Consider the following 13406-nt stretch of genomic DNA (forward strand, 5'->3'; position numbering starts at 1 on the left):
AGTGTGATCCTTCGTTCCTCAGGATGACAAGTTTGTGTAAAACCTTTGTGGCTATGAACCTCTGCACCTTTGAACCTTAAGAATGAAATTCTGAACTATCTCGCGGAGTTTCTTTCCGATCAAACATTCCATAATCCCGAACGACATGAGCAATCCTTAAATGATAATTTTTAAAAACTTCATTTCTTCCTTTTGCCTGTGCGTGTCGGTGCATTTCCAGATTTCGCCATTGCTGAATGCTTTCTTCATCTTTCCAAAAAGACAAAGACAAAACCTTTTCAGGATTGCTAAAACTCTGAAAACGTTCGATTGAAATAAAACCTTCAATGTGATCTAATTCTGGACGCAAACCTGCAGCAATATCCAGATATTCTTCTTTTTTTCCTTCGTTCGGAATAACTTCAAAAATTACAGCTATCATATTTTTATTTTTTTTATTGTAGTGAAATCCAGATTGTTTTTGGTAATCTGGCATTAATCATGGGTTCGTATTGAATATTGTTTTCTAAAAGTTGTATCGCTTTATGGTTATCAAATAAAAACCATAAAGCGTCTGTGGCTAACTGAATCGAGAAATGTTTCGCCAGACACATATGGCCGCCGATTCCGAAAGTTAGATTTTCATTATTGTTTATTCTTTCAATATCGAAATCCGTAGCATTTTTAAACTTTTCAGAATCGCGATTGGCCGAAGCGAGAATAATTAATATCGAATCACCTTTTTTAATTTGGCTTTCGCCGATGTAAAAATCTTCAGTCGCAATTCTTCTGGTATTATGAATTGGCGGATCAAAACGCAATGTTTCAATAACCGATTTTTCTATTTCGATTTTATTCGAAAAAGTTTTATGATTCAGAATTTGTAATAATGAATTGCTCAAAACTCCTCTTCCAGCATCAAAACTCTGAATAAATAATCCAATTAAATTGCTAATACTTATTGTTTTAATTTCGTCAGGCGAAAGAGAATTTGATTCCGAAATTTTGGCTGATAAAGATTCGTAAAAATATAATGAAGAAAGCTGTTTTTCTACAATAGAAAATATTTCATCTGAAATTTCATTGATAGATTTTACTTGCTCTTCTGTTTTCTGCGGAAGCATTATTTTTACCAAAAATTCAATTCTGGCTGAAATAAAATCACAATCCTTTTCTTCAAAACCAAAACTTTTTAAAACAATTAAAACGGGTAATTTTTTGCAAACCGAATTTACCCAATCAATTTTATTATCGGCTAAATCACTTTTTATTAAATGAGAAATAATGGAATTGATATCGACCGATTTCATTTTTGAAAACAATAGCATAGCAATCTCTTTTGAAATTTCATGCTGAATTCCATTTGATAATCGTGTCAGATTATTTAAAATATCTAAAGCCTTTTTATTCAGTTTTTGTTCGTTGTTTGGATTTACAACCGGAATCTCAGCTTTTGGATTTTTCAAAATAGAAACACAATCTTCATAAGAATATATTGCCCATATTTTATTCGTTTCATCCCAATAAACCGGATTGTTTTGTAACATGTTTTTATAGATTAAATAAGGATCGCTAATATCAGATTGAAGGAATAAAATCGAATTCATGTTGAATGTTTTTGACAAAGTTATTTAACTTTACAAAGCAATACTTCATTCTGCGCTTAACTATGAATATCGAAATGGAAGATCAATTTATAAAAACGGCATCCTTAATTGGCGACCCAACGCGCGCCTCAATTCTGTGGACTTTACTTGACGGAAGAGCTTTTACAGCAACAGAATTAGCTGTTTCTGTAAATACTTCTCCGCAAAATATCAGCATGCATTTAGGAAAATTGCTAGATGCCGATTTGCTTTGTGTAGAAAAACAAGGACGCCATAAATATTACAGATTTTCGAATAAAGAAGTAGCATATGCGCTTGAAGCAATGGCAAGTTTGGTCCCGAAGCCTGAAGTTCCCGCAAAAAATAAAGCAGAAAAATATCCTCCAATAAAATTCTGCCGAACTTGTTACGATCATTTAGCCGGAAAAATTGGAGTTGCTTTAACCGATAGTTTATTGGAACAAATGATAATTGTAGAAAAAAACAATGCTTTCGAAATTAGCCAAGAAGGTGAAAAATGGTTTTCAGATTTTGGAATTAATCTAGCAGAAGCTCAAAAACAAAAGCGAATATTTTTAAAGCCTTGCCTGGATTGGAGCGAACGAAGAAATCACATTGCAGGTTCAGTCGGAACTTTGCTTTTCAATAAAATGATAAAAGAAGGCTGGCTCAGAAAAACCGAAAATTCCAGAGCAATAATTGTTACTGGAAAAGGAGAGAAGGAGTTGTTGAAGTATTTTAAAATTGTTGTTTAGACCACTTAGATTTTCGCGTAAAGTTTGTCATTCCGAGGTACGAGGAATCACCGCAAGTAGCTCTGTTCCTAAAATTGCCAATCTTTGCAGAGCTTCTCGAGGTGATTCCTCGTACCTCGGAATGACAAAAATGGGGTAAAACCTCTGTCCCTTTGAACCTTTGTCACTTTGTACCTCCTGAAAACAAAAACTCAATCACCTTATCATACAATTCATCATCATGCATTCCATGACCTAAACCTTTGGTTTCAATAAATTGACTATTTTTCCAATTGCTTTGAATTTTTTTACCTTCTTCAAAAGCAACGATCTTATCTGAAGTATCATGAGCAATTAATCCGGCAACATTAAATTGGGAAGCAAATTTCTGTCCCGAAAAATCTTCCAGTTTAAAATTAAAGCGATCCATGAATTTGCTTTCTAAAAGTGAAAACATTTTAGTATTCAAACTCAACATGGAGATATAATTGTCAATCAAAGTTTTTAATTCTGATGGAGCGCCTAAAATCACCATTTTATTGATGCTTGTATTCGGAAATAAATATTGATGATAAACGCAAGCCGCGCCACCAATTGAATGACCGATAATAATTTCCGGTTGATATTTTTCGACCGCTTTATTGATAAATTCAGCATAAAGCGGAACATTGAATTCTTTTCCACTGCTTTGTCCGTGCGCGGGTGCATCAATTGCAATTATGGTGCTTCCTGATTTTTGAAGATGTGGCAAAGTCTTTTTCCAGCGTGCAGCATTGCTTTCCCAACCGTGAACTAATAAAATTTTAGTTTCATTTCCTTTCCAGATATAAGTCTGAAAATGATGTTCGTTATGATGGAAAGTTTCAGTTTCTGTGTTTTTTAAAACTTTAGGCAATGTTTCTTTTTGCAATCTTCCAATTCTTGGTTGGCTAAATAATGCATAAGAAAGTTCAAGAGCTTTCTGCGGTCGCACATAACTTAGAAAGTTAATATATTGTCCAACCGATTTTATTGTAATAAAACGAATTCCTTTTTTAATTCTCAAAACTTAAATTTTTTTCTAAAGATAAAAAATACGATTTTAATCTGTGGCAAAAAAGTAATTGTAAAAAAAAAGTCCCGATTAAATCGGGACTCGTAATTATTTAGAATTTAGAGAACAATTGTTCCATTTTTTCTTTTTCTTCTTCAGCTAATGCGCTGTCAACCAAAATTCTTCCAGAGTGCTCATCAGTGATGATTTTCTTTCTTGAAGCAATTTCTACCTGTGTTTGAGGTGGAATTGTAAAGAATGATCCTGCAGAAGCTCCTCTTTCGATAGATACTACCGCTAAACCATTACGAACACTACTTCTGATTCTGTTGTAAGCAGCTAATAATCTTTCTTCAATTTGACCTGAAAACTCAGCAGATTTCTCAGATAAGAAGATTTCTTCTTTTTGAGTTTCAGCCATAATTGCATCAAGTTCAGATTTTTTATGTTTTAAATGAGAACTTTTTGCGTCAAGTTTTTCTTTTAAGTTAGAAATAACTTCTTTTTTATGTTCGATAGAAGCTTTCATTTCTTTGATTTGCTTTTCAGCCAATTGAATTTCTAATTCCTGAAATTCAACCTCTTTAGTCAAAGAATTAAATTCTCTGTTATTACGAACTGATTCTTGTTGTTTTGTGTATTTTTTGATAACCTCTTTGTGCTCATCAATAGCATTTTTCTTTGCTTTGATAAGATCCTCAATCACTTCAAGTTCACTTTTCAGTTTCTCTGAACGAGTGCTCAAACCTGCAACTTCATCTTCTAAATCTTCTACTTCTAAAGGAAGTTCTCCTCTTACGTTTCTGATTTCGTCAATTCTAGAGTCAATAAGCTGTAAATCGTATATTGCTCTTAACTTGTCCTCAACACTTAATTCTTTCGTATTCGCCATATTCTATAAGTACTTAACTGGATTTGTATTTTCTTCTGATAAAATGATTGCAAAATTAAGGATTTTTTTTCGAAGATACTCAACAATATAGTTTTTTGTATAGCGTTCACTCTCAAAATGACCAATATCGGCTAAAAGTAACTTGTTTTCGGCTTCATAAAACTGATGGTATTTTAAATCGGCGGTCAAAAAAGCATCAGCTCCAGCCTGAATTGCATTTTTGATAGCAAAACTTCCTGAACCTCCCAAAACGGCAACTTTCTTGATTTTTTTTCCTGTAAAGGCCGAATGACGAATTCCTTTGGCAATCATTTTGTCTTTTACAAAAAGCAAAAAGTCTTTTTCGTTCATTGGAGTTTCAAATTCTCCAATCATTCCTAAACCAATGTTTTGATGTGAATTTTGAAGCTCATAAATTTCATAAGCCACTTCTTCATAAAGATGATTTTCAAAAAGTGCTTTTAGAATTCGGGATTGTAGATGTTTCTCAAAAATTACTTCAATTTTTATTTCTTCGGTTTCAGTTAATTTATGTCGTTTTCCAACAACCGGATTGCTTTTAGAATTGCCTTTGTAAGTTCCAATTCCGTTTGAGTTAAAGCTGCAATTGTCATAATTTCCGATAGTTCCGGCACCAGCATCAAATAAGGCCTGACGTACTTTTTGTGCATTTTCAGGCACAGTGTAAGTCACTAATTTTTGTATGAAGCTTTGTTTTGGGATTAAAATTTTTGTGTTTTCTAATCCTAATATATCGCAGAATATTTTATTAACGCCTTGTGCATGATTGTCAAGAGCAGTATGAACAGCATAAATGGCAATATCATTTTTAATGGCTTTTAAAATCGCACGTTCGACATAATTTTTGCCGGTAATTTTTTTGATTCCGGAAAATAAAATCGGGTGAAAACAAACGACGAAATTGCATTTTTTCGCAATGGCTTCTTCAATTACATTTTCGAGTGCATCGTGGCAAACTAAAACTCCTGTGCTTTCTGTCTCTGAATTTCCGACTAAAAGTCCAACATTGTCAAAATCTTCGGCGTAAGCCAAAGGAGCCATTTCCTCGAGAACTGCAATTATTTCTTTAATTTTCATCTTCTTTTTGTTTCAGGTTTCAAGTTTCAGGTTTTATGTTTTACGATGAGCCTGAAACTTGAAACAAATTAACGAAAAAAATTATACTTTCGTAAAATGAATGTACTTCGAAAAATACTTTTTCCGTTTTCTATTTTATACGGATTCATTACTTCAATTAGAAATTTTCTTTTTGATAAAGGAATTTTAAAATCAACTTCATTTGATGTTCCGGTTATTGCTGTTGGAAATTTAAGTGTTGGCGGAACCGGAAAAACACCGCAAATAGAATATCTTATTCGATTATTATCAAATCAATATAAAGTTGCCACTTTAAGCCGTGGTTACAAGCGTAAATCAGAAGGTTTTGTTTTGGCTGATAGAACTTCAAATGCTGAAATTTTAGGCGATGAACCTTTTCAATTCTATCAAAAATTCCCAAATATTCAGGTTGCAGTTGATGCAAATCGTACAAACGGAATAACACAGTTGCTTTCTCAAAAAGAAAAACCTGAAATAATTCTGTTGGATGATGCTTATCAACACCGAAAAGTAAAAGCCGGATTTTATATTTTGCTGACTTCTTACGGAGATTTATATGCAGATGATTTTATGTTGCCAACCGGAAACTTACGCGAAAGCAGGAGTGGGGCAAATCGTGCTAACATTATTGTAGTAACCAAATGCCCAAAAGATCTATCGGATCAAAAACAAGAAGAAATCAGATTGAAATTGAAGTTAAAATGTTCTCAACAAATCTATTTTACTTTCATAGATTATGATGATGCTATTTATAGTAAAGAGGAAAAAATTGCTGTAAATGAAATTAAATCAGATGTAAAAGTATTATTGGCCGGAATAGCAAAACCAAAACCTTTTTTCGATTACTTAAAAAATGAAAATGATGAATGTCTAACTTTTCCGGATCATCATCATTTTTCAGATTCTGATTTGGATGAAATTCAAAGTAAAGCAGAAAGTAAAAAAATTATTACTACAGAGAAAGATTATGTTCGCTTAAAAGATTCTAAATTGGTTTCACAATTGTATTATCTTCCTATAAAAAGTACTTTTATCAAGCATCAGCAAAATTTTGATGCAACGGTTTTAGAGTATGTGAAGAGAACTTAGTCCCGAAGCCTCGGAATAGTAACTTAGAACCTCAGCACCTTTAGCTCAATCAAAAAACTTAGCAATTATACTATAGAACTCATCTGGTACAAAAGGTTTTGTGATCACATCATTCATTCCGAAAGATAAAAGCATATCTCGGTTTTCGTCAAGTGAAATAGCGGTTAAGGCAATAATTGGAGTGGCTTTGTCAAATTCTCTGATGAGTTTTGTCGCTGTTGTTCCGTTAATACCTGGTAAATGGACATCCATCAAAACCATATCAAAACGTTTAACTTTTAAAAGTTCAACGGCTTCTTCTCCATTATCCAGAATTTCGCAGCAAATAGCCTTGTTCTCGAGCATTTTACGGGTAATCATCTGGTTGATTTTGTTATCCTCGATCAACAAAATTGATTTATGTTTTAATTGTTTGTCGTTATATGGTTTTGCTTCCTCAACCACTTCTAATGGTTCCTTGTTAATTCTGAAATTTAATTTAAAAGTAAATGTAGATCCTTTCCCAACTTCACTTTTTAGTTTTATTTCGCCACCTAAAAGTTCGATTAATTTTTTTACAATGGTAAGGCCTAAACCTGTCCCACCGTATTTTCGGTTTACTTCTATAGAACCTTGTGAGAAGCTTTCAAAAACAGTTTGTAATTTGTCTTCTGGAATACCAATTCCGGTATCAACAATCTCAAAATAAACAGTCGCATTTTCTTCTTCTACGGCATACAATTTTGCAATTACATTTACATGTCCGTTTTGAGTGAACTTAAGGGCGTTATTAATTAAGTTCAAAATGATTTGAGATAATTTTGTTGGATCTCCAATTAAATTATCCGGAATTGCTTTGTCAATTTCGAGATTAAAGTAGTTTTTATTGGCGGTTGCCAATTCTTTTAAGGAGCTTTGAATGTTAAATAAAAGTTCTTTTAAGTTGAAACTTATATTTTCTATCTCCACTTTAGTAGAGTCAATTTTATTGATTTCAAGAATTTCGTTGATAAAAGTAGTAAGGTAGTTTCCTGAAAACTTTAAAGATTCTAAATATTTAAGCTGATTTTTTTTGGGATTGTCTTCCAGTAATAAATGCGTTATTCCGTTAATCGCGTTCAACGGCGTCCGTAGCTCGTGACTTACTGTAGATAAAAATTCAGATCTGGCTTTTGATGCTTTTTCGGCTTTATTTTTAGCAAGAATAAGTTCTTTATTTTTTTCTCTTAAAAGTAAATTATTCTGATTTCGAATAATGTTATTTTTGTATAAAGCCAGACTTAAGAGTGATAAAATTGAAATTAAAGCAATAGCCAGAATACTAACTAATTTAGAATAGCGATAGGTTTTTAATTGAATTTTTTCGTCACTCTCACGTTTAAGCGTTTTGTTTATAGACTGTGTTTTTTTGAACTTTTCATACTCATTAAGATCCAGTTTTGCATTTTTAAGCTTTAGAATATAATTCTCAATTTGGTAATGTTCATCAAGATAAGAGTAAGCAAGATCAAAGTTTCTATGTTTTTTATAGTATTGGCTAATGGCCAAAATAATCTTTGATTTTTGAACCAGATTATTGTTTTTGACACTATAATCTAAGGCATTGTCAAAGTATACAAGAGCAGAATCATTTCGCTTAAGTTGTGTTTCGATTAATCCAAGTTGATAATAAGAATCTGTTTTGGTTTTAAGGATTTTCGAATTATCTGGTTTTTTTATTATCTTTTGAAAAGTGTTAGCAGCAAGAGGTAGATTTTTTCCGGCTTTTAATGCCATTGCTTTCTGATAATTTAAAATTTCTGCATGATCCACAAGTTTTAATTGTTTTAGCAGATTATCAGCTTTTTGATAGTAAACATTCGCAATATCATAATTGCCTTTGGCACTATTTGTTGCACCAATATAATGCAAGGCTAAAATTTTAGTGCAGGTCGGTTTTACTTTGTCAAATAAAGAAACGCTTTTATGGAAGTTTTTTAAGGCTTCATCGTACTTCTGCTGATTGTAGAAAATTTTTCCCAGCTTGAAAGTTTGATTAGCTAAATTTTCATTTTTGCCATTTGTTTGGCAGAAATCAATTGATTTTTTAGTAAAAAAAACAGCCTGATTATACTTTTTCTTATCAAGATTGGAGTTCGCTAATTTATTATAATAGGAAATGCTATCTGTATTCTTCTTTTTAGTTTGAGAATACAAAAATGAATTAAAAAAACAAACAAGAATAAGAAGCTGGTATTTCATGTATGGCAACGCTTTTACAATGAATCTATGTTTTTCTTATCAGTAAAATCAAATCTATCAATCTTGATGAATAGCCAATTTCATTATCGTACCAACCCACAACTTTTACCATTTTGTCAATAACGGAGGTTAATTGCGCATCAAACAAGCACGAATGCGTATTGCCAATTACATCAACAGAAACAATAGGATCTTCTGTATAATCTAATATTCCTTTTAAATTTGTTTTTGAGGCTTCTTCAAATGCTTTATTAATTTCTTCAATAGTAACAGCACGTTTTACGTTAAACGTGATATCTGTCAATGAACCGTCCGGAACTGGTACCCGAATACCACAACCTCCGATTTTTTTATGCAATTTAGGAAAAATTTTTGTTAATGCCTTAGCTGCACCTGTAGTTGTTGGAACAATTGACTGACTTGCGCCTCTCGCGCGGCGTAAATCCTTATGTGGCTGGTCGTGAAGACTTTGGTCAGTAGTGTAAGAATGTATCGTTGTAATGTATGCTTGCTCGATTCCGCACAATTCTTCAATGATTTTTATCATCGGAGCAGCATTGTTTGTCGTGCAACTTGCATTCGAAACGATTAATTCACTTCCGTCTAAAATATCTTCATTTACTCCTAAAACTACTGTTTTTATTGTATCAACTTCTGAAGGAGCTGAAAGAATTACTCTTTTTGCTCCAACTTCAATATGTGCATTTAATTCTTCATGTGTTTTGTATTTCCCAGTTGATTCGATTACAAAATCAATAGAATGACTTTTCCAGTCTAAATTTGAAATACTTTTTTCATGAAAAAATAAAAAATGTTTTCCGTCAACAATAATACCTTCTTCATTATAACTCACCTTAAAAGGTAAAACTCCGTGTATACTGTCGTATTTTATCAAATGCGACATGGTTTTATTATCAGCAATATCATTAATTGCAACTACTTCAATTTCTGGGTGGTTTATAAGAAGGCGAAATAAATTTCTTCCAATTCTCCCAAAACCATTAATAGCAATTCTAGTTTTCAAATGCATTGTTTATTCGGTTAATCGTCTATTTGTTTAGCCGATTTGACAGTTAAACAAATAAACGATTAAACTATTTTTATAAAATATGTTTTTGTGCTTTATATGAAGAACGAACCAAAGGCCCGCTTTCTACGTGACGGAAACCTAATTCAAGACCAAATTTTTCATATTTAGCAAATTGATCCGGGGTTATGAATTCCTTTACAGGTAAGTGTTTTTTACTTGGTTGTAGGTATTGACCAATAGTAACAACATCAACATTTGCATTGCGTAAATCTGTCATGGTTTGAAAAACTTCTTCTTCCGTTTCGCCAAGACCAAGCATAATTCCAGATTTAGTTCTGTTGATTCCTTTTTCTTTTAAATAACGTAAGACTTCCAGACTACGATCATATTTTGCCTGAATACGTACTTCACGTGTTAAACGACGAACCGTTTCAACATTGTGTGAAACTACTTCAGGATTTGCTTCTACAATTCTATCAAGATTTCTTTCGATTCCCTGAAAATCCGGAATTAAAGTTTCAAGCGTAGTATTTGGATTCATCCTGCGAATTGCTTTCACAGTTTCAATCCATATAATTGATCCGCCATCTTTTAAATCATCTCTGTCCACACTTGTAATTACGGCGTGTTTGATGTTCATTATTTTTATAGAACGTGCTACTTTTTCAGGTTCATCCCAATCTACAGTCTCAGGTCTTCCGGTTTTTACACCACAAAATCCACAAGAACGGGTACAAACATTTCCTAAGATCATAAAAGTGGCCGTTCCTTCACCCCAACATTCTCCCATATTTGGGCAACTTCCCGAGGTGCAAATAGTGTTTAAGCTGTATTTATCAACTAAACCACGAAGTTCAGTATATTTTTGTCCAATTGGAAGTTTGACTTTTAACCATTTAGGTTTTCCAGTTGGTATATTTTCAATGACTGTTTCCATATATCAAAATTCAAAGTACAAAGATAAGCATTGTAGTTTATTTGTGGATTTGTTTAAGGGTTAATTTGAAATTACATAGCTTCAATTCTGAAAAAGCAGTTTTAGATATTGTTTGCTAAATTGTTAAATTATTGTTTTTAAAAGATAACTCTGATTTAAATAATGGTATTTTGTTTGTTTATTAGGGTTGATAGGATAATTATTATAATCTGTTGACTTTTCTTCATTTAAAATTTATACCTTTATTTGTTAAAAAACAGTCTTAGAGAAAATAATAAAATGATAATCTTGTAGTACATTTGGTGTTAAATTGAAATAAAAGAAAGATGAAAAAGAAAATTATTGTATTGGGAGTTTTAGTTGCGACTTTTAGTTTTACTAAAATCAGCGCGCAAATTAATTTTGGAGAGAAAGCAATTGGCGCTGTTCAAAAAGGTGTTACCGGTTTTACATTTAGTAATGCTGATGCTGCTGCATTATCTAAAGCGGCAGTTGATAAATTGGATACAGAAAATGAAATAGCCGCTGCAACAGATGGATATACTCTAAGATTGAACAGGGTTTTTGGGAAATATACTGCTGGAGAAGGTTATACATTAAACTATAAAGTATATAAATTAAAAGAAGTAAATGCATTTGCTACTGCAGATGGAAGCGTTCGTGTATATTCAGGATTAATGGATATAATGGATGATAACGAATTGTTAGCTGTAATTGGCCATGAAATTGGTCACGTTGCTAATCATGATTCACAAGATGCTATAAAAGCGGCTTACAAAAAAGAAGCTTTAATGGATGCAGCAGCTTCACAATCAACAACTGTTGCCACTGTTACAGATAGTCAGTTAGGAAAAATAGGAAGTGCTATTATTGATAGTAAATTTAGCCGTAAGCAAGAAGCAGAAGCAGATTTGTTTGCATATAATTTCATGAAAAAGAATGGTTATAATGTAAACGCCGAAGAATCTGCGTTTAGAATTTTGGCTAAAATGAGCGAAGGAGCACAATCTTCTTTTATTGACCAAATGATGAGTTCACACCCAGACTCAAAACAAAGAGCTGAAGATGCTAAAAAGAGAGCAGAAAAAGATGGTTTATACAAACCATATGTGCAACAAAAAATTGTAAATACCGTTCCTGCTCCGGTGAAGAAAGCAACTACGACTAAGAAAACAACAACTAAAAAGAAATAATCATTTCTTCTAGGAAAATAAAACCCGACAAATTCAAAAGATTGTCGGGTTTTTTAATTTTTATGATTAACCTAAAACGTGATGTGCTAATACTTTTTGCACTTCATATACATTCACAGATTTAGTAAATTGTTTTATAATGCTTGGTTGTAATTCGCTGGCAACCCAAATTTTTAGTTCGGCATCTAAGTCAAAAGTTCCTGCTGTTTCTACACTAAATCTTGTAATGCTTTTATAAGCAATCGATTTGTATTCTGTTTTACTTCCTGTTATTCCTTGTACGTCTACTAAAATTAATCTTTTGTTAGTGAAGATAAAAGTGTCACGGATCAGTTTAAAACCCATTTCAATTGATTCATTATCAGTTAAAAGTTGTCCGTAGTTTTTTAGTAAATCTTCCTGACTTACAGAACCTGCATTACCAAGAAGTGCTGAAAATATTCCCATTTTTTAGTTTTTAATTTTAATAAAATACTTTTCTTTTATGAATGGTAAAAGTAATTAAAAATAAAAAATGAAAGCTTTCTAAATGTTTTTTTAATGATTCAGAACTAAGCAAAAAAAAAGCAGAACCTAAATTCTGCTTTTTCTTTTTTATTCTACTTCCGTTTTTATGGTAATTGGAAGGTTATATGCTGTTCTTACTGCTTTTCCATTTAATATTCCAGGACTCCATTTTGCTTTTATTGATTTCAAAACTCTAATAGCTTCTTTTCCTAAACCATATCCCGGATCATTTATTACCGTGATATCAGTAATAGAGCCATCTTTTTCAATTACAAAAGATACATATACTCTAAGTGTTTTTTCAGCGTCCAATTCTGGTTTGTGAAAATTGTTTCCAACATAAGTATAAAATTTGGCCATTCCTCCAGGAAATTCTGGCATTTTGTCTAATACTGCTGCATTTACAGGATTACTAGTACCTGAATCTGTAGGGGCAGTTCCTTCACTACCACCGTTTGATGGTAAAACGTTCACTGTAGAACCTGTTCCTGGAGTTGCATTATCAACAGCAGGAGCGTTATCTGTGTTGGGTGCAATAACATCTGGAGTAGCCTTGTCTGCTGCAGTTACAACTGGATTGACCAATTGTGTACTTGTAATTGGTGGAGTGGCTGCGGTTTGTTGCGGTGGAGCAATTGTTTCTTCTGTTTTTGGAATAACAGGCTGGTCGTGAAATTCAGTTACTACAAATGGTTCAGGAATAATAGGCTCTGTTTCTATCACGTCTTGTGTTCCAATTTTACTAATCAACATCGACGCAGTTCCCAGACTTGCCAATAATAGTAGTCCCATAAATAGCGCTGTAATTGTGGTTTTTGAATTCTCCTGGCGTAATTGATACGCGCCGTACTCTTTGTTTTTGTTTTCGAAAACAAGGTCGGTCCAATTGGTTTCGTAGATGTTTGATTTAGACATGATTAATGGATTTTAAGGTTAAGTAACATTAAATCATAAGCAATAGGGTTTTTGGTTTTAGCAACAACGTAGGGATTGTTGTTTTAGTATGTGAATAATTTATTATTTTAAGAAAAAATACTAAAATATTTTATTCTTTATCTAAAGATAG

General features: G+C 32.6%; 13 protein-coding genes. 3 read left to right on the plus strand and 10 right to left on the minus strand.

What is annotated here, in order from left to right:
• Positions 1 to 76 precede the first annotated feature (76 nt).
• The gene (locus AC1RRN_RS19445; protein WP_492968897.1) at positions 77 to 421 is read right to left on the minus strand and encodes an antibiotic biosynthesis monooxygenase family protein; all 345 of its coding nucleotides are present in this window, start codon (positions 419 to 421) and stop codon (positions 77 to 79) included.
• 13 nt (positions 422 to 434) lie between these two features.
• Positions 435 to 1586, minus strand: coding sequence for a cytochrome P450 (locus AC1RRN_RS19450; RefSeq protein WP_492968898.1), 1152 nt, complete (start codon positions 1584 to 1586; stop codon positions 435 to 437).
• A 62-nt stretch (positions 1587 to 1648) separates the two neighbouring features.
• Here AC1RRN_RS19450 and AC1RRN_RS19455 point away from each other — a divergent pair, with 62 nt between their 5' ends.
• Positions 1649 to 2341 (plus strand): ArsR/SmtB family transcription factor, encoded by a 693-nt coding sequence (locus tag AC1RRN_RS19455; protein WP_492968899.1) that lies wholly within the window; start codon positions 1649 to 1651, stop codon positions 2339 to 2341.
• A 163-nt stretch (positions 2342 to 2504) separates the two neighbouring features.
• Here AC1RRN_RS19455 and AC1RRN_RS19460 read toward each other — a convergent pair whose 3' ends face one another.
• The 3 genes from AC1RRN_RS19460 to AC1RRN_RS19470 all read right to left on the minus strand — a co-directional run bounded on the left by AC1RRN_RS19460 (position 2505) and on the right by AC1RRN_RS19470 (position 5343).
• Positions 2505 to 3365, minus strand: coding sequence for an alpha/beta fold hydrolase (locus tag AC1RRN_RS19460; protein WP_492968900.1), 861 nt, complete (start codon positions 3363 to 3365; stop codon positions 2505 to 2507).
• A 100-nt stretch (positions 3366 to 3465) separates the two neighbouring features.
• Positions 3466 to 4245, minus strand: coding sequence for a zinc ribbon domain-containing protein (locus AC1RRN_RS19465; RefSeq protein ID WP_072974617.1), 780 nt, complete (start codon positions 4243 to 4245; stop codon positions 3466 to 3468).
• 3 nt (positions 4246 to 4248) lie between these two features.
• A complete protein-coding gene (locus tag AC1RRN_RS19470) occupies positions 4249 to 5343 on the minus strand; it encodes a Nif3-like dinuclear metal center hexameric protein (protein WP_492968901.1) in 1095 nt (364 codons plus the stop codon).
• Positions 5344 to 5439: 96 nt separating this feature from the next.
• Between AC1RRN_RS19470 and lpxK the strand changes: the two genes are divergently transcribed.
• Complete coding sequence (gene lpxK, locus AC1RRN_RS19475) at positions 5440 to 6453, plus strand: tetraacyldisaccharide 4'-kinase (RefSeq protein WP_492968902.1); 1014 nt, start codon at positions 5440 to 5442, stop codon at positions 6451 to 6453.
• Positions 6454 to 6498: 45 nt separating this feature from the next.
• Here lpxK and AC1RRN_RS19480 read toward each other — a convergent pair whose 3' ends face one another.
• The 3 genes from AC1RRN_RS19480 to lipA all read right to left on the minus strand — a co-directional run bounded on the left by AC1RRN_RS19480 (position 6499) and on the right by lipA (position 10640).
• Positions 6499 to 8673: a tetratricopeptide repeat-containing hybrid sensor histidine kinase/response regulator gene (locus AC1RRN_RS19480; protein WP_492968903.1), complete on the minus strand. Its 2175-nt coding sequence runs from the start codon at positions 8671 to 8673 to the stop codon at positions 6499 to 6501.
• A 25-nt stretch (positions 8674 to 8698) separates the two neighbouring features.
• Positions 8699 to 9697, minus strand: coding sequence for a type I glyceraldehyde-3-phosphate dehydrogenase (gap, locus tag AC1RRN_RS19485; protein WP_492968904.1), 999 nt, complete (start codon positions 9695 to 9697; stop codon positions 8699 to 8701).
• A gap of 76 nt (positions 9698 to 9773) precedes the next feature.
• The gene (lipA, locus tag AC1RRN_RS19490; protein ID WP_029272210.1) at positions 9774 to 10640 is read right to left on the minus strand and encodes a lipoyl synthase; all 867 of its coding nucleotides are present in this window, start codon (positions 10638 to 10640) and stop codon (positions 9774 to 9776) included.
• A gap of 326 nt (positions 10641 to 10966) precedes the next feature.
• On the opposite strand from lipA, the gene AC1RRN_RS19495 reads away from it, so the two are divergent.
• Complete coding sequence (locus tag AC1RRN_RS19495) at positions 10967 to 11833, plus strand: M48 family metalloprotease (protein ID WP_492968905.1); 867 nt, start codon at positions 10967 to 10969, stop codon at positions 11831 to 11833.
• 66 nt (positions 11834 to 11899) lie between these two features.
• Here the strand turns inward: AC1RRN_RS19495 and AC1RRN_RS19500 are convergent, their stop codons facing one another.
• Both AC1RRN_RS19500 and AC1RRN_RS19505 read right to left on the minus strand, forming a co-directional pair.
• Positions 11900 to 12280: a PH domain-containing protein gene (locus AC1RRN_RS19500; RefSeq protein WP_492968906.1), complete on the minus strand. Its 381-nt coding sequence runs from the start codon at positions 12278 to 12280 to the stop codon at positions 11900 to 11902.
• A 147-nt stretch (positions 12281 to 12427) separates the two neighbouring features.
• On the minus strand, positions 12428 to 13255 hold the full coding sequence (locus tag AC1RRN_RS19505; protein WP_492968907.1) for an energy transducer TonB: 828 nt from the start codon (positions 13253 to 13255) through the stop codon (positions 12428 to 12430).
• Between the last annotated feature and the right edge of the window lie 151 nt (positions 13256 to 13406).

It is taken from the genome of Flavobacterium sp. GW821-FHT11G01 (genome assembly GCF_058808175.1).